Annotated in this window: 17 protein-coding genes and 2 tRNA genes; 5 read left to right on the top strand and 14 right to left on the bottom strand. The window is 70.1% G+C overall.

Annotated elements, in window-relative coordinates:
• The 3 genes from H976_RS30830 to leuC all read right to left on the bottom strand — a co-directional run.
• Positions 1-437 (bottom strand): HU family DNA-binding protein (locus H976_RS30830; RefSeq protein WP_231389022.1); only part of this gene is annotated, 437 nt, incomplete at its 3' end.
• 172 nt (positions 438-609) lie between these two features.
• Positions 610-1,212, bottom strand: a complete 603-nt coding sequence (gene leuD / locus H976_RS0122460) for a 3-isopropylmalate dehydratase small subunit (RefSeq protein ID WP_027863346.1) — start codon at positions 1,210-1,212, stop codon at positions 610-612.
• A 3-nt stretch (positions 1,213-1,215) separates the two neighbouring features.
• Complete coding sequence (leuC, locus tag H976_RS0122455) at positions 1,216-2,628, bottom strand: 3-isopropylmalate dehydratase large subunit (RefSeq protein ID WP_027863345.1); 1,413 nt, start codon at positions 2,626-2,628, stop codon at positions 1,216-1,218.
• A gap of 104 nt (positions 2,629-2,732) precedes the next feature.
• Between leuC and H976_RS0122450 the strand changes: the two genes are divergently transcribed.
• Together H976_RS0122450 and H976_RS30825 are read left to right on the top strand one after the other, a co-directional pair.
• Positions 2,733-3,455 carry an IclR family transcriptional regulator gene (locus H976_RS0122450; RefSeq protein ID WP_027863344.1) on the top strand — a complete coding sequence of 241 codons (723 nt, stop codon included), beginning with the start codon at positions 2,733-2,735 and terminating at the stop codon, positions 3,453-3,455.
• 143 nt (positions 3,456-3,598) lie between these two features.
• Positions 3,599-5,428, top strand: a complete 1,830-nt coding sequence (locus H976_RS30825) for a DUF6752 domain-containing protein (protein ID WP_051277357.1) — start codon at positions 3,599-3,601, stop codon at positions 5,426-5,428.
• A gap of 4 nt (positions 5,429-5,432) precedes the next feature.
• Here H976_RS30825 and H976_RS0122435 read toward each other — a convergent pair whose 3' ends face one another.
• From H976_RS0122435 to H976_RS0122400, 8 genes are all read right to left on the bottom strand, one after another.
• Entirely contained in the window at positions 5,433-6,389 is a 957-nt protein-coding gene (locus H976_RS0122435) for a cation diffusion facilitator family transporter (RefSeq protein WP_027863343.1), read from the bottom strand.
• 31 nt (positions 6,390-6,420) lie between these two features.
• Positions 6,421-6,903, bottom strand: coding sequence for a methylated-DNA--[protein]-cysteine S-methyltransferase (locus tag H976_RS0122430; protein WP_027863342.1), 483 nt, complete (start codon positions 6,901-6,903; stop codon positions 6,421-6,423).
• A gap of 26 nt (positions 6,904-6,929) precedes the next feature.
• A complete protein-coding gene (locus H976_RS28105) occupies positions 6,930-8,435 on the bottom strand; it encodes a DNA-3-methyladenine glycosylase 2 family protein (protein ID WP_051277355.1) in 1,506 nt (501 codons plus the stop codon).
• Between the two features lie 227 nt (positions 8,436-8,662).
• A tRNA-Glu gene (locus H976_RS0122420) sits at positions 8,663-8,735 on the bottom strand.
• Positions 8,736-8,819: 84 nt separating this feature from the next.
• A tRNA-Gln gene (locus H976_RS0122415) sits at positions 8,820-8,891 on the bottom strand.
• Positions 8,892-8,988: 97 nt separating this feature from the next.
• Positions 8,989-10,059, bottom strand: a complete 1,071-nt coding sequence (locus H976_RS28100) for a CPBP family intramembrane glutamic endopeptidase (RefSeq protein ID WP_051277354.1) — start codon at positions 10,057-10,059, stop codon at positions 8,989-8,991.
• Positions 10,059-11,510 (bottom strand): glutamate--tRNA ligase, encoded by a 1,452-nt coding sequence (gltX, locus tag H976_RS0122405; RefSeq protein ID WP_051277439.1) that lies wholly within the window; start codon positions 11,508-11,510, stop codon positions 10,059-10,061. Before gltX ends, H976_RS28100 begins: the two co-directional genes overlap by 1 nt.
• A gap of 28 nt (positions 11,511-11,538) precedes the next feature.
• A complete protein-coding gene (locus H976_RS0122400; protein WP_027863340.1) occupies positions 11,539-12,339 on the bottom strand; it encodes a fumarylacetoacetate hydrolase family protein in 801 nt (266 codons plus the stop codon).
• Between the two features lie 98 nt (positions 12,340-12,437).
• On the opposite strand from H976_RS0122400, the gene H976_RS0122395 reads away from it, so the two are divergent.
• Positions 12,438-12,848 carry an MmcQ/YjbR family DNA-binding protein gene (locus tag H976_RS0122395; protein WP_027863339.1) on the top strand — a complete coding sequence of 137 codons (411 nt, stop codon included), beginning with the start codon at positions 12,438-12,440 and terminating at the stop codon, positions 12,846-12,848.
• Between the two features lie 11 nt (positions 12,849-12,859).
• Positions 12,860-13,729: a hypothetical protein gene (locus H976_RS30230; protein ID WP_027863338.1), complete on the top strand. Its 870-nt coding sequence runs from the start codon at positions 12,860-12,862 to the stop codon at positions 13,727-13,729.
• Here H976_RS30230 and H976_RS0122385 read toward each other — a convergent pair.
• Positions 13,726-14,157, bottom strand: a complete 432-nt coding sequence (locus tag H976_RS0122385) for a glyoxalase/bleomycin resistance/extradiol dioxygenase family protein (protein ID WP_027863337.1) — start codon at positions 14,155-14,157, stop codon at positions 13,726-13,728. The two genes, H976_RS30230 and H976_RS0122385, sit on opposite strands and share 4 nt — an antisense overlap.
• A 125-nt stretch (positions 14,158-14,282) precedes the next feature.
• Here H976_RS0122385 and H976_RS0122380 point away from each other — a divergent pair, with 125 nt between their 5' ends.
• Positions 14,283-14,555, top strand: a complete 273-nt coding sequence (locus H976_RS0122380) for a DUF2087 domain-containing protein (protein ID WP_027863336.1) — start codon at positions 14,283-14,285, stop codon at positions 14,553-14,555.
• A 2-nt stretch (positions 14,556-14,557) separates the two neighbouring features.
• Here the strand turns inward: H976_RS0122380 and H976_RS0122375 are convergent, their stop codons facing one another.
• Together H976_RS0122375 and H976_RS0122370 are read right to left on the bottom strand one after the other, a co-directional pair.
• Entirely contained in the window at positions 14,558-14,878 is a 321-nt protein-coding gene (locus tag H976_RS0122375; protein ID WP_027863335.1) for a GYD domain-containing protein, read from the bottom strand.
• 99 nt (positions 14,879-14,977) lie between these two features.
• Positions 14,978-16,369 carry an amidase gene (locus H976_RS0122370; RefSeq protein ID WP_027863334.1) on the bottom strand — a complete coding sequence of 464 codons (1,392 nt, stop codon included), beginning with the start codon at positions 16,367-16,369 and terminating at the stop codon, positions 14,978-14,980.
• Positions 16,370-16,379 lie beyond the last annotated feature (10 nt).

The raw sequence follows: 16,379 nt of genomic DNA, 5'->3' as shown, positions 1-16,379 counted from the left end.
GCCTTCTTGGCCGTCGACGCCTTCTTCGCCGTCGACTTCTTGGCTGCCGAGGTCTTCTTGGTGGTGGCGGCACCCGCTGCCTTCTTGGCAGCAGCGGCCGTACGGGCCACAGCCGGCTTGGCTGCAGAGGGCGTGGCCTTCTCGACCGCGGCAAGGGTGACGGCCGGCAGTTTCTTCGCCCCGGACACGACGTCCTTCAGCTGTGCGCCGGCCTTGAAGTTCGGGACCGCCTTCTTCTTGGCCTTGATCCGCTGTCCGGTCGAGGGGTTGCGCACCCAACGGGCGTCGCGCACCTTCTTCTCGAACGAACCGAATCCGGTGATGGCGACCTTCTCGCCCTTCGCGACCTCGCGGGTGATGGTGTCGAGCACCGAATCAAGCGCATGAGCGGCCGCCTTGCGGTTGCCTTCAAAGCGAGCCGCCAGGGTGTCGATCAACTGACTCTTGTTCACAAGCTTCCCTTTCGTGAACGTCGGCCGAGCGCCTTGCTCGACTAATTGCCCTACGCACGCTAGGGAAAAGTGACAGGTACCACAATGGAAACGGTGCGTGTCGCTTCAGTTGTTGGAAAGGTTTCGCTTTGCCCGTTGACGAAATCGACGCGTTTGGTCAGTGAATCGTGGCCGGTTTCCACGACGGGCGAAGCGATTCGTAGGCCACGATGTCGTCCTCGTGGGACAGCGTGATGCCGATGTCGTCGAGTCCTTCGAGCAGTCGCCAACGGGTGTAGTCGTCGATGTCGAAGGAGTCCTCGATCGCGCCGATTCCCTCGCCTGCCTTGACGATTCTCGCTTCGAGGTCGACCGTCACGGTGCTGCCGGGGTTGGACTCGAGGTGGTCCCACAACCGCTGCACGACCTTCTGGTCGACCTGCGCGGCGACGAGTCCGGCCTTGCCGGAGTTGCCGCGGAAGATGTCCCCGAAGCGGGCACTGATCACGGCCCTGAAGCCGTAGTTCTGCAGAGCCCACACTGCGTGCTCCCGTGACGAGCCGGTTCCGAAGTCCGGGCCGGCGACGAGCACCGAGCCGGCGGCGTACTCGCTCCGGTTCAGCACGAAGCCCGGATCGTTTCGCCAGGCAGCGAACAGACCGTCCTCGAAACCCGTGCGCGTGACGCGCTTGAGGTAGACGGCCGGGATGATCTGGTCGGTGTCGACGTTGCTGCGTCGCAGCGGTACACCGACACCGGTGTGGGTGGTGAACTTCTCCATGGCTCAGGCCTCCAGCGGTTCGAGGTCGGCGGGCGAGGACAGGGTGCCGCGGACAGCCGTGGCAGCCGCGACCGGCACGGACACGAGGTGGGTCCGTCCGCCCTTGCCCTGACGTCCTTCGAAGTTGCGGTTGGACGTCGACGCACTGCGCTCGCCCGGTGTCAGCTGGTCGGGGTTCATGCCCAGACACATGGAGCACCCGGCGCCGCGCCACTCGCCGCCGGCCTCCTTGAAGACGACGTCGAGGCCTTCGTCCTCCGCCTGCATCCGCACCCGCACCGAACCGGGTACGACGAGCAACCGGGTGTCCTGGTCGACGCTGCGACCCTTGAGGATCTCGGCGGCGAGTCGGAGGTCCTCGATGCGGCCGTTGGTGCACGAGCCGACGAACACGGTGTCGACCTTCACCTCGCGCATCGGGGTGCCGGCCTCGAGGGCCATGTACTCCAGCGCCTTCTCGGCACCGATCCTGTCGTCAGGGTCCTCGAACTGCGCCGGGTCGGGCACGGCACCGCCCAGCGGGATGCCCTGCCCGGGGTTGGTTCCCCAGGTGACGAACGGCGTCATCGTGCTGGCGTCGAGCACGATCTCGCGGTCGAAGACCGCGTCGTCGTCGGTGGCCAGGGACTTCCAGTGCTCGACGGCGGCGTCCCAGTCGGCACCCGTAGGCGCCTCGGCCCGACCCTCGATGTAGTCGAAGGTGGTCTGGTCGGGTGCGATCAGGCCGGCCTTGGCACCCCACTCGATGCTCATGTTGCAGACCGTCATGCGGCCCTCCATGGAGAGCTCCTCGATGGCCTGGCCGCGGTACTCGACGATGTAGCCCTGGCCGCCACCGGTGCCGGTGTGCGTGATCAGCGCGAGGACCATGTCCTTCGCGGTGACGCCCTCGGGCAGGCTGCCGTTGATGGTGACGGCCATCGTCTTGGGACGGGCCTGCGAGAGCGTCTGGGTGGCGAGCACGTGCTCGACCTCGGAGGTGCCGATACCGAACGCGATCGCGCCGAAGGCACCGTGGGTGGAGGTGTGGGAGTCGCCGCACACGATCGTCATGCCGGGCTGGGTCAGGCCGAGCTGGGGGCCGATGATGTGCACGATGCCCTGCTCGATGTCACCGAGGGGGTGCAGCCGGACGCCGAACTCCTCGGCGTTGCGACGCAGCGTGTCGACCTGGGTCTTCGAGACGGGGTCGGCGATGGGCTTGTCCCAGTCGAGCGTGGGCACGTTGTGGTCCTCGGTCGCCAGGGTGAGGTCGGGGCGGCGTACGGACCGCCCGCTGAGCCGCAGACCGTCGAACGCCTGGGGTGAGGTGACCTCGTGGATGAGGTGGAGATCGATGAACAGGAGATCGGGCTCACCCTCGGCGCTGCGGACGACGTGTTCGTCCCAGACTTTTTCCGAAAGCGTTCTACCCATATCCATTTCCTTCCCGCGTCGTTTCACATACTGAACGCCCCAAGCAGCGGGGCGTGAGACCACCCTACTTTGCATCCCACTCTCCGAGACGGCAGTATTAAAATATGGACAACTCATCTGGAGTAGGCGTCCTGGACAAGGCCGCCCTCGTGCTCGCAGCGCTCGAGTCAGGACCGGCAACCCTGGCCGGACTCGTCGCCGGTACGGGCCTTGCCCGACCCACCGCACATCGCCTGGCGGTCGCTCTCGAGCACCACCGCCTCGTCGCCCGCGACATGCAGGGCCGCTTCGTGCTGGGCCCCCGCCTGGCCGAGCTCTCGGCCGCCGCGGGCGAGGACCGGCTCCTGGCCACCGCCGGCCCGGTGCTCGCACGGCTGCGCGACATCACGGGCGAGTCCGCCCAGCTGTGGCGCCGCCAGGGCGAGTTCCGCGTCTGCGTCGCAGCCGCCGAGCGACCCAGCGGCCTGCGCGACACCATCCCGATCGGCTCGCAGCTGACCATGCGCGCCGGCTCCGCCGCCCAGGTGCTGCTCGCCTGGGAGGACCCGGAGCGCATGCACCGCGGCCTGCAGAACGCCGCCTACTCCGCCACCGCCCTCGCCGGCATCCGTCGTCGTGGCTGGGCGCAGTCGGTGGGCGAGCGCGAGCAGGGCGTGGCCTCGGTGTCCGCCCCCGTGCGCTCCCCCAGCGGCAAGATCATCGCGGCGGTGTCGGTGTCCGGTCCGTTGGAGCGACTCTCGCGCCAGCCCGGCCGGATGCACGCCCCGGCGGTGCTGGCAGCTGCCGAGCGGCTCTCCGAGTCGCTGCGCCGGGCCGCCGCCGAGTAGGCAGGTGTCCTGCCCACGCGCAGGACACGCACGCTCGTAGCGCAGGACGAGGCACGCCCCGTCGTACCGTGACCGGAACACAGCAAGGCGATTAAGTGTAGTCTTTTGATCGACTTAATCGCCGAGCCCGGTTCGGAGACCGCATGTCCGCACTCACCACCCCCGCCTCGGCGGCCGTCACCGACGAGCACGTCGTGGTGGCGGCGTCGGTGGTCGAGCCTGTGGTGGTGACCTTCGACGGTCTCTACGTCTGGTCCTTCTCCCCCCGACGGGACGGGACCAGGGGCCGCAGCGGCTGGCGGGTGGCGTGGCCGGCGGTGATGCGCGACCTGCTCGACGGCACCACCTCCGTCCGGCTCAGCGACGTCGGCGGCGCCCAGGTGCACTTCGACGGTCCGGTCGCCTTCCGCGGCAACACCGCTGCGCTGTCGTTCCGGGACGACCACGGGCACCCTCTCGCCGTCGACAAGGCCGGGCACCTCACCCGCGTGTTCTCCGAGACCGGCGACGACGTACGCCGCCACATCGCCGAAGGCACCGCCCGCGCCATCGCCGACCTCCGCGACCGCGTCGGCATCGATGCCCACGTCAGCTACGGCTGCCTGCTCGGCGCCGTCCGCGACGGCCACATGATCGGACACGACTCCGATGCCGACCTGGCCTACCTGAGCCGGTGGACGCACCCCGCCGACGTCGTGCGCGAGTCGTTCCGGATGGAACGAGAGCTGCGTGGACTGGGCTGGAAGGTGGTCCGGATGTCCGGTGCCGACCTCAAGCTCTTCCTGCCGCTGCCCGATGGCCGGGTGGTGCACATCGACGTCTTCGGCGCCTTCCACGTCGAGGGGACCTTCTACCAGCTGGGAGGCCGGAGCGGGCAGCTCGACCGCGCGGCGCTGACCCCGGCGTCCAGCGTGATGCTGGAGGGCGTCGAGCTGGCCGCCCCGGCCGACCCCGAGGCGGTCCTGGAGTTCCTCTACGGCGCCGACTGGCGCATCCCCGATCCGGCGTTCAGCCCGGTCGACCCGTGGACCGGGACGCGACGGATCGAGGGCTGGATGCGCGGAGTCCGCACCCACGTCATCACCTGGAACGAGACCTACCGCCACCAGCGTGGCAGCATCCCGCGCAAACGGTCCTCGTTCGCTGAATGGGTCGAGCCCCGGATGGACACCTCGTCCCTGGTCGCCGACCTCGGCTCCGGGTCGGGCCGCGACTCGGCCTGGTTCCACGCCCGCGGCCACCGGGTGGTGGGGTTCGACTACTCGGGCGCCGCGCTGCGCCTGACCCGGCAACGGCTGCGACGCAGGGGCGATCCGAACCCCGAGGCGCGCGTGCTGGCCTTCAACGACCTCCGTGCGGCCCTGCTGGCCGGTGCCGAGCTCGCTCGCGAGCCGGAGCCGCCGTACCTCTACGCCCGCGGACTCGTCGGCTGCCTCGACACCGACGCCCGTGCCAACCTGTGGCGGCTCTCCTCGATGGCACTGCGGCGCGGTGGCTCCCTGTTCCTGGAGTACGCCGCGACGCGACCCGGCCTGCGCCGGCCGTCACCACGAGGTCTGGTCCGCAGGGTGAGCACGCGCCGGCTGGTCTGCGAGATCACCGCCGCCGGTGGTCGCGTCGTGCATCGCGAGACCGGGCCCGGGCTCGACTTCTTCGACCAGCTAGACCCGCATGTCGCCCGGTTGGAGGTCCGCTGGGACCCCGACGTCGACTCCGACCCCCAGACCGGCCCAGCCCACGAGGAGAGACAGATGAGCGTGAAGAGCCGCAAGGACTTCCTCCGCAAGGTGGGAGCGATCCCCCTGTGGGTGCGCGACCTCGGCTCGGCGGTGCACGAGAACCGTCGGCTCAACCGCCGCGTCGCCGAGCTGACCGACGTGGTGGCCGAACTGCTGGTGCCGCTCGCGGACCGTGACGAGGCGAAGGCGCAGGCCCTGCTCGCGAGCTACCGCGAGTCGACGCTCGCCCCCTGAGCCCTCAGGCCTTGCGCCCGGCCTCGTCCGGGTCGTCGGTGGGATCGAGGAAGACGTGGCGGACCTCGGGGTGCTCCTCGCGGACCCGTCGCTCCACCTCCTCGGCCGACTGCTCGAGCTCGTCGACGGTGGCGTCGTCGTCCAGGTCCACGCGGGCCGCGACGATCACCTGCTCGGGCGACATCCGCATCGTCAGCAGCTCCACCAGGCTGTCGATGCCCGGCGACTCGATGATGGTGCGGCGGATGGCCTCCTGGTCCGCCTCCGGCAGCGCCTCCCCGATCAGGGCGCGCTTGTTCTGCTGTCCGAGGGAGTAGGCCACGACGACGAGGAGCAGCCCGATCGCGATCGAGGCCAGGCCGTCCCAGAAGCCCTGCCCGGTGAGGTGGTGCAGCGTGATGCCACCGGCCGCCAGCACGATCCCGATCAGGGCCGCGGTGTCCTCGAAGGCGACCGTCTTCGCCGTCGGGTCGGGCGTGATCCTGAGGTGCTCGAAGAAGGACCGCCCCTTCTCGTCGGCCTCACGGCTGAGCTGGCGCACGGCCTTGAGCCAGGAGGTGCCCTCGAACAGGAAGCTGAAGCCGAGCACGACGTAGGACACCGTGAGACTGCCCAGCTCCTCCGGCTTCAGCACCGCGTGGATGCCCTCGAAGATCGAGTAGCCGGCACCCAGCACGAAGATCCCGACGGCTGCGATCAGCGACCAGAAGTAGCGCTCCATGCCGTAGCCGAACGGGTGCTGCACGTCGGCCGGCTTCCGGCTGCGCTTCAGCGCGGCGAGCAGGAAGACCTGGTTGAGGGTGTCGGCGAAGGAGTGCGCCGCCTCCGCGAGCATCGCGGTCGAGCCCGAGATCAGGCCGCCGACCAGCTTGGCCACGGCGATGGCCAGGTTGGCGGAGCCGGCCAGCAGGACGGTTCCGGTGGACTCGTCGTCGCTGGCTGGCTCATCCGCTGGTGGCATGGCCCCACCCTTTCAGGCGGGCCACGCCGCCTCAGAAGAGGGCGTCCTGCTCCAGCTCGAGGAGCTGCTGCTTGCGCTCGAGGCCTCCGGCGTAGCCGGTCAGGGTGCCGTTGGCGCCGATCACCCGGTGGCACGGGATCACGATCGGGATCGGGTTGCGTCCGTTGGCGAGCCCGACGGCGCGGGAGGCGGCGTTGGTCTTGCCGAGCCGGTGCGCGATCTCGCCGTACGACGCCGTGTCGCCGTACCCGATCGTGAGCAGCTGCTCCCACACCGCCTGCTGGAACGTGCTGCCGCGCGGGGCGAGCGGCAGGTCGAACTCGGTGAGGTCGCCGGCGAAGTACGCCGCCAGCTGGTCGACGGCGCGACGCAGGAGCGGGTCGTCGTCCTGCTGGAAGCCGAGGGGCTGCCCGGTGTCGGGGGGTCGGAACGGGCTGAACTCGATGGCGGTGATGGCGCCGTCGCGCGCCACGATCCGCAACGGTCCGATCGGCGAGTCGGTCACCGTCCACATGGTCGTCGTCTCCTGAGCAGTCGTCGTCACTGTATGTCTCCGTTCTCGAGGGTTTGGGTCGAGCCCGCACCGGGCGGGCTCAGGTCGGCGAGCACCACCGACCAGAGGCGCATCAACGCGTAGGAGCGCCAGGGGCGCCACGTCTCGCTGCGTCCGGCCGGGTCGTCGAGGTCCAGGGCGGCGGCCGCGTGGCGCACGCCCAGGTCGGTGGGCAGGAAGACGTCGGGGTCACCGAGCGCCCGCATCAACACGTAGTCAGCCGTCCAGGGGCCGATCCACGGCAGGGCCAGCATCGCCTCGCGCGTCTCGGCCCGGTCGCCGCTGCGGTCGAGGCGTACGTCGCCCCGCTCGATGGCAGCGGCCAGGCCGACGAGAGCACGACCACGCGACCGCGGCATCGGCAACGTCTCGGGATCGAGCTTCGCCAGCGTCGTGGGCGTCGGGAACAGCCGGGTCACCTCGTGGTCCCCCTCGAGGTCGAGCGGGTCGCCGTGCTCCCGCACCAGCCTGGCGGCCGCTGTCCGGGCGGCAGCGACCGAGACCTGCTGGCCGAGCACGGTCTGCACGGCGAGGTCGGCACCGTCGAGGTGACCCGGGACGCGCAGCCCCGGGAGGTCCTCGACCAGCGGCGCGAGCGAGGCATCCTCGGCCAGTGCCTGGTCGACCGTGACCGGGTCGGCATCGGCGTCGAGCAGCCGGCGGGTGCGCTCGGTGGCGGGAGCGAGGTCACGCGCGTCGGCCAGGGTGAACCGGCACGCGACGTAGCCGGGCTGGCGGTCCCCCAGCTCGACGCGGACCACGCCCGGGCCGTGGGGTAGGCGCAGCGCGCGCTCGAACCAGCCGGGCCCGAAGGCCTCGACGCCGGCGACCACGTGCACCGCGAGGAAGTGGTGCAGGGCGTCGGCCGCGAACGGCTCGCGCACGGCGATCCGGGTGTGGATGGTGCCCGAGATGCCGAGCCGGCGGCGCTTGGCCGCCTTGCTGCGCAGGTCCGTCGGGCTGGCGGCGTACACCTCGCGGATGGTGTCGTTGAACTGGCGGACGCTGCGGAACCCGGCCGCGAAGGCCACGTCGGCGAAGGTGAGGTCGGTCGTCTCGATCAGGACGCGGGCGGTCTGGGCCCGTCGGGACCGGGCCAGGGCGAGCGGGCCGGCGCCGTACTGCTGGGTGACGACGCGGTTGAGCTGACGGGTGGAGTAGCCGAGCGCCCGGGCCAGCCCGTCGACCCCCTCGCGCTCCACCACGCCGTCGGCCACCAGCCGCATCGCCCGGGAAGCGACGTCGGCGGCCACGTCCCAGTCCGGGGAGCCCGGCGTGGCGTCGGGCAGGCACCGTCGACAGGCGCGGTAGCCGGCCGCCTGGGCCGCCGCAGCCGTGCGGTGGAACGTCACGTTGCCCCGCTTGGGGGTGATCGCCGGGCAGGACGGCCGGCAGTAGATCCCGGTGGTGCGGACGGCCGTGTAGAACACCCCGTCGAAGCGCCGGTCGCGCCCCTTCACCGCCCGGTAGCAGACGTCCTGGTCGAGTTCCATGCCCCCAGTCTGGTCTCCGGGGGTGACAGTTTCTAGCGGGAATCGGACGCCACCGTTTCGGGGTGGGGGCCACGGTTCGGCCGGGCGCCCGGCTGAACTGTGAGTGGAGGGTGGCAATTTCACCCCTCCACTGAGCGTGTGGCCGGGCGCCCGGCTAAACCGTCAGGCCCTGCCGCCCCGACATGCAAACAGGCCCAGCCTGAACGGCTGGACCTGAGAGACGTGAGTACCCCCGACGGGATTCGAACCCGCGCTACCGCCTTGAGAGGGCGGCGTGCTAGGCCACTACACAACGGGGGCCTGGTTGGTGATGCCTGTTCGTGATGCACAGAGCGGACGCGACTCTAACGTTCGCAGAACACGGGAGCCAAATCGTCGTACTCGCTGGGGTACTAGGACTCGAACCTAGACTAACTGGACCAGAACCAGTCGGGCTGCCAATTACCCCATACCCCATGGGATCGGCCCATCCGGAGAGCCTGTGGGCTTCCGGGCGGACCGAGGGTCAAAGATACACAAACGCGCTGGCAGCCACCAATCGAGGTGGTGTGACCTACGCGGTCTGCGCGGCGGGCGGAGCGGTCCTGTTGCGCAGCCCCATCCGGCGGGCGACGAACAGCACGAGGACGAGGAAGACGCCGTTCTGCGTGATCGTCAGGGGCAGCTGCCACCAGGACGCCTCGGAGACGTTGAGCGTGCTGTCGAGCTGGTTGAGGGCGACCGCGACACCGAAGGCGAGCAGGTTGTTGAGGATGTGCAGCGCGATGCCGGCCTCGAGGCCGCCGACCAGGATCACGATCAGGCCGGCGATCATCCCGAAGGCGAAGCGGTCGAAGAACAGCGGGAAGTTCTGTACGCCGTGGGCCAGCGCGAACAGTCCCGAGGTGAGCAGCAGCGCGAGGGTGCAGGCGGCGATCTGCGCCGTACGCCGCGAGATGTTCATGCCCGCGGCCACGCCGTCGAAGAAGGACCCGAAGGCCTGCATCAGGTAGCCGCGGAAGCCGTACTCCTCCCCGATGGCCTGCAGCGGTGTCGTGAACAGGATCACGATCGCCGTGGCGAGCAGCTGACCGGTCGGCAGGTGCGGGGTGCCGGAGAGGTCGTTGGCGTCGTGCGGCAGCAGCGCACCGACGATGAGCGACGCGACCAGGGCGATGACGGACAGCCCCAGGCAGGCGAAGAAGAACTTCCAGCGCATGCCCGGGAGGACCGAGGACAGCCAGCGCGGTCGCAGCCGGTGCAGGAACCGCACCAGGAACCAGGCGACGAGGGTGAGCGAGGCCAGCGAGAGGTTGAGGTAGAGCATCGACGCCGGTGTCACCGAGTCGAGGCTCGCCGCGCTCGCGAACCGGTCGGCGAACGAGCCGGACCCGCCCTGGAGCACGACTCCGACGACCAGCACCGGCATCAGCAGCAGAGGCATCAGCAAAAGGCCACCGACCGCCATCAGCAGCGCGCCGACCAGCGGCTTCCACCACACGTAGTCCCAGGTGCGCAGCATCTGCGGGTAGAGCCGTGGCTCCGGGTGCGGGTGCGCCCACCGCCGGGAGTCGACCCCGGACGGCTGCTGCGGCTGCTGGGGGTACGACGAGTAGGGCTGCGGCGGGTACGACGGGTAGGACATCAGGACCGTCCGGCCACACCGGGTGCCGCGTCGAGCCTGGCCAGCGACTTCTCCGGCCCGAGCAGCTCGAGCGACTCGAACAGCGGGGGCGACACCTTGCGGCCGGTGACCGCCACCCGCACCGGACCGAACGCGTTGCGCGGCTTGAGTCCAAGTCCCTCGACCAGCGCCGCACGCAGCGCCTCGTCGATGTTCTCCGTAGTCCAGTCGGCGAGCGCACCGAGCGCCTCGCGGGCCGCGGCGACGACCTTCAGACCCTCGTCGTCGAGCACCTTCGCGACGTCGGCCTCGTCGTACTCCACCTGGTCGGCGAACAGGAAGCCGAGCATCGGCGCTGCCTCGGTGAGCTTGTTGATGCGCTCGTGGATGAGCGGCATCGCACGCGTCAGCAGCTCGCGCTCATCGGGCGTGACCGGGTCATCAAGCACGCCCGCCTGCTGGAGGTACGGCGTGACCCGCTCGGTCATCTCCTCGAGGCTGAGCATCCGCATGTGGGCCGCGTTGATCGCCTCGGCCTTCTTCAGGTCGAAGCGCGCCGGGTTGGGGTTGACCCGCCCGATGTCGAACGCGGTCACCATCTCCTCGAGGGTGAACACGTCGCGGTCCTCGGCGATCGCCCAGCCGAGCAGGGCGAGGTAGTTGAGCAGTCCCTCGGGCAGGAAGCCGGCATCGCGGTAGCCGAGCAGGTGGGCCTCGGGGTCGCGCTTGGAGAGCTTCTTGTTGCCCTCGCCCATGACGTAGGGCAGGTGGCCGAACCGCGGCGTGCTCTTCGCGATGCCGATCTCCTCGAGGGCGGCGTAGAGCGCGATCTGGCGTGGGGTGCTGGAGAGCAGGTCCTCGCCGCGCAGCACGTGGGTGATCTCCATCAGCGCGTCGTCGACCGGGTTGACCAGCGTGTACAACGGGTCACCGTTGGCGCGCGCCAGCGCGAAGTCGGGCACGTGGTCGGTGTGGAAGGTGATCTCGCCGCGAACGAGGTCGTCGAAGGTGATCTCGCCGTCGCGCATCCGGAAGCGCACCACCGGCTGGCGGCCCTCGGCCACGAAGGCGGCGACCTGCTCGTCGCTGAGGTCGCGGCAGTGGCCGTCGTACCCCATGATCTTGGAGCCGGAGGCCTTGCGGCGCGCCTCGACCTCCTCGTTGGTGCAGTAGCAGTCGTAGGTGCGCGACGACTCCTTGAGCCGGGCCAGAGCATCGGCATAGATGTCGGACCGCTCGCTCTGGCGGTACGGCGCATGCGGGCCGCCCACGTCGGGACCCTCGTCCCAGTCGAGGCCGAGCCAGCGCATCACCTCGAACAGCCCGTCGTAGGACTCCTGGGTGTTGCGTGCGGCGTCGGTGTCCTCGATGCGGAAGACGAAGGTGCCGCCGTGGTGGCGTGCGAAGGCCCAGTTGTAGAGCGCCGTGCGCGCCAGGCCGACGTGGGGTGAACCCGTCGGGGACGGCGCCATCCGCACGCGGACGGGGCCCGGGAAGACGTCAGTCACGCTTGACCACCTTGTTGGTGAGGTTGCCGATGCCCTGGATCGAGACCTCGACCTCGTCACCGGCGTTCATGGGACCGACGCCCTCGGGGGTGCCGGTGAGGATCACGTCGCCGGGCAGCAGCGTCATCACGCTGGTGACGTGGGCGATCAGGGTCGGTACGTCGAAGATCAGGTCGGAGGTGCGGCCGTCCTGCTTGACCTCGCCGTTGAGGAAGGTCTGCACACGCAGGTCGCTGACGTCCAGATCGGTCTCGACCCACGGCCCGAGGGGGCAGAAGGAGTCGAAGCCCTTGGCCCGCGTGAACTGGCCGTCCTTGCGCTGCAGGTCACGGGCGGTCACGTCGTTGCCGATCGTGTAGCCGTGGATGACGTCGGCGTACTTCTCCTTGGGCACGTCGCGACAGATCCGCCCGATGACCACCGCGAGCTCGCCCTCGTAGTGCAGCTCCTCGGTCTGCCGCGGGTAGAAGACCGGATCGCCCGGACCGCAGACGCTGGTGTTGGGCTTGAGGAACATCAACGGCTCGTCGGGCAGGTCGTTGCCGAGCTCCGCGGCGTGGGCGGCGTAGTTGCGCCCGATCCCGACGACCTTGCTGCGCGGGAGCACCGGACTCAGCAGCCTCGCGTCGGCCAGGCGGAGCTGCTCGTCGGTGGGCTGGAGCCCGACGTACAGCGGGTCGCCGACGAGCGCGGTGATGATGGAGTCCTCGTCGGCGATGCCGTAGTCGTCGACGTCGCCGGTGACGATGCCGAAGCGGGGGTCGTCACCGGTGGTGAACCTTGCGATACGCACCCGAGGAGCCTATCGACCGGGTGGTGCCGCGGACGAACCAGCGCCGGTGACCTGTGGAGGCGCTGCACCTGTCGGACCCGGCGCCTAGGTTGACCGGCATGGTGCGTGGACGCCCGGAGCCGGATGCCGAGCTCGTCGAGCGGGTCGGCGAGGTCGCACTGTCCCTGCCCGGGTCCCACGAGGAGGATGCCTGGACGGGTGTCAGGTGGCGGGTCCGGCAGCGGACCTTCGCCCACGTCGTGGCGCTGCACCATGCCGATGCCGTCGACCGGGTAGGTGTCACCGACGGGCGCACGGTCACGGTCGTCACCCTGCGCAGCGCCGGCGAGGAGCGGGCCGCGCTGAGGGCGATCGGCCCGCCTTACCTCGACTCCTGGGCCGACGACGTGGTGGCGGTGGTGCTAGACGAGGACACCGACTGGTCCGAGCTCCAGGAGCTGGTCGTCGAGAGCTACCGGTTGATGGCGCCCGGCAGCCTCGTGCGCGAGCTCGACGCGGCGGGATCCTAGGCTGGGCTCCCGTGGAGGTCCTTTCCCGAGCCGACTGGCAGGTGCGTGCTGCGGCACACGCCGCTCGCGTCGACGTCTGGGTCCAGCCACATCTCGCCCGCAGGCGGTCCGGCAACAGGCACCCGGTGCACGACTTCCTGTTCACCTACTACTGGCAGCGGCCGGCTGCGCTGCGTCGGTGGCACCCGGGGTTCGGGGTCGTGCTCTCGGACGCTGCTGCTGAGTACGCCGACCTGAAGGGCTATGCGGTGGCCGAGGAGCGAGCGTCGGTCTCCGCGGCGTACCTCGACTCCCAGCGCGCCTTGCTGGAGTCGATCCAGCGGCTGCTCGTGGCCACCGCAGGACGTACGCCGACCCTGGGCTGCTTCGGGCTGCACGAGTGGGCGATGGTGCACGGGACGTCGGACGTACGACACGACTGGCCACTGCGGCTCGGGCCCTCGGCGACCGACGAGGTCGTCGAGTCACACCGGATCGCGTGCTCGCACTTCGACGCGTTCCGGTTCTTCACCGACTCGGCCCGACCGCTGAACACCCTCCAGCCCGGCCGCGACGACCGCGCGTCGTACGAGCAGCCGGGGTGCCTGCACGCGGGCATGGACCTCTACAAGCACGCGTTCCGGCTCACGCCGCTGATCCCGTCGGAGCTGGTGGCCGACTGCTTCGAGCTGGCCTGGGACATCCGCGAGCTCGACATGCGCGCCTCGCCGTACGACTTCAGCGACCTCGGCTTCGAGCCGGTCCGCATCGAGACGCCGGAGGGGAAGCAGGCCTACGTCGCCGCCCAGCGCATCTTCGCCCAACGCGGCGCTCCCCTGCGGCAGCGACTGATCGACGCCTGTGACCGGCTGCTCGCCGCGGCCGGTCTGCCCGTCGCCTAGCCCGGCATGGGACCGAGGACGGTGCCGTACCAGTCCGCCGGGTCGGTGTCCCGGACGTGGCTGGTGACCAACCACCGTTGGCCCTCGGGATCGGCGAGGACGGCCTGCAGGACGCCCCAGGGCCGCTCCCCCGCCGGGTCGAGCAGGGTGCCGCCGCCCGCAACGCCCCGCTCACAGGCAGCTGCGACGTCGTCCACGAAGACCTGCGTGATGCCCGCCCCCTCGGCGAACTGACCTCCCTTGCGCCCGAGCAGCACGATGAACCCGTCGCGCTCGAGCTCGACGTGCCCCGTCCAGCCGTCGGGAAGCGTGGCCCGGAGGATCTCCCGGAAGCCGAGGCTCTCCACCAGCCAGGCGGAGGCAGCCGGCGGGTCGTCGTACAGCAGGCAGGGGACGACGACGGGGTAGCCGCGGCTCGGGTCGTACATGGGGTGCTCCTCGGGTAGGGCGACCGGCCGAACATGCGAATGTCACGCCAGTGACGCCTGATGACCACAGCAGGCACTCGAAACACATTCGCATGTCCGGGGGCGGTCGACCTAGCCTCGACCCCGTGAACGACACGAACGACGCTGTGGTCGGTCGGTTCGTCAAGGACGGCCGGCTGGTGATCATGCCCAGCAAGCGCAGCAAGCTCCTCCTGGTCCTCGATCACCTCGCCCAGGAGTTCGAGCCGGGGCGCACCTACGCCGAGCGCGAGGTCAACGTCGTCCTCGGTGGCTACCACGACGACTTCGCCGCCCTGCGCCGCTACCTCGTCGACGAGGGCTACCTGACCCGCGAGGGCGGTGTCTACTGGCGCTCGGGCGGCACCGTCGAGGTCTAGCCTCAGGTCCCCGGTGGCGTGTACCCCGGCGCCTTGGTGGCGGCAGCGTCGATCTGCTCGGGGGTGAGCAGTGGTGTCGTCGTGATCGTCGTGGCGCCGGACTTGTTGACGCTCAACGCGATCCCGACCATCGCTTCGTCGCTGGGCACGTCGACGACCAGGTAGGCGTCCACGTCGCCCCACGCGTAGTAGAAGCAGTCGATGCTCCCGCCCACGTCAGCCAGCATCTTGCCCACCGCGTCGCGACGGGCCGTCCCGCCCTTCGCAGCCAGACCCGCTGCTCCGTCGGAGTTGTAGTTCGCCTTGATCAGGTACTTGGACATGTGTGACCTTTCGTCGCGCGCTACTGGTGAGGCCCGATCCCCGGTGCAACAAGCCTTTCGACACTAGGCCTGCGTCCGGTGACCAGCAATGTCCTCGCCTCACCAGCAGGAAGGTGTATGCACCACCCAGGGCGCGGCCATCTCCACCTGCGCCGACAACGAGAGCAGCATGGCCTCTCCTCCGGGCGCGGTCGCGAGCATCACGCCGACCGGGAGACCCTCCGGTGTCCAGTGAGTCGGTAGCGAGACCGCCGGGCTGCCCGTGACGTTCCACATCGAGGTGTACGGCGTGAACCGCTTCTGGGCCTCGAAGTCCGCGGCCGGGTCGTCGTCGTTGCGGATCGCACCGACCGGCAGCGGGGGCACGGCCAGGGTCGGGGTCAGCACGGCGTCGTACGACGAGAGGGCCGCCAGTGTCCGCGCCGCGACCCGACGCAGCTCGCCGACGGCCAGCCCGAACTCCGGTCCGCTCACATCCAGCCCTCGCTCGGACAACCAGGTCGTCAGCGGTCGCAGCAGTGCGCGCTTCTCGGCGGGCAGGTTCACGAACGAGAGTGCGGTGAGCACGGCCCAGCAGGTCTCGAAGACGGGTACGGCGTCCCGCGGCATCGGCACCCCGACGTCGACGACGTCGTGGCCGAGGGACGCGAGCAGCGCGCTCGTCGACTCCCACGCAGCGAGGCACTCCGGGTCGATGGCGGCATCGGCGATCACGGGGTCGCTGAAGCGGGCGACCCGCAGGCGCCCCGGCGCGCGGTCGCAGGCGGAGAGGAACGAGGCCGATTCCGCGGGCGCCCAGAACGGGTCACCGACCGCCCGACCGGCCATCACGTCGAGGAGAGCCGCGGCATCACGGACAGTTCGCGCGAGTGCTCCGTTGGTCGCGAGGCCGACCGGGTCGCCGTACATCGGTGCCCCGGAGATCCGCCCCCGTGTCGGCTTCAGCCCGACGATGCCGCAGCAGCTGGCGGGGATCCGGATCGAGCCGCCACCGTCCGACCCCTGCGCCACGGGCACCAGGCCGGCCGCGACCGCCGAGGCCGATCCGCCGCTCGACCCCCCGGCCATCCGGGTGGTGTCCCACGGCGTCACCGCCGGGGGTGCGCCTTCCGGCTCGGTGTAGCAGGGCGAGCCGAACTCCGGCGTACTCGTCTTGCCGAGGCTGACCATCCCCGCCGCGGCGATCCGGCGCACGACCTCGTCGTCGAAGTCGGGCACGAAGTCGGCGAACACGGGCGAGCCGAAGCTGGTGCGGACGCCCTTGGTCGCGTTCAGGTCCTTGATGGCGGTGGGTACGCCGGCCAGCGGACCGTCCCCGGAGGGAATGGCAGCTCGAGCCTGCTCGGCGGTGACAGTGACGAACGCCCCGAGCTGCTCGGCGTGCTGGTCGATGCGCCCGAGGTAGTGCTCCACCAGCTCTGCGGTCGACACCTCGCCCCGGCGGATCGCCGCACCCTGCTCCAGCGCCGTCAGGTCGTGCAGCTCGCTCATGCGGCGACGC

Source organism: Marmoricola sp. URHB0036, from assembly GCF_000426045.1.
Lineage (GTDB): Bacteria > Actinomycetota > Actinomycetes > Propionibacteriales > Nocardioidaceae > Marmoricola.
Note: the sequence above shows the minus strand (reverse complement) of the source record. Positions and strands in the feature narration are given on the sequence as shown.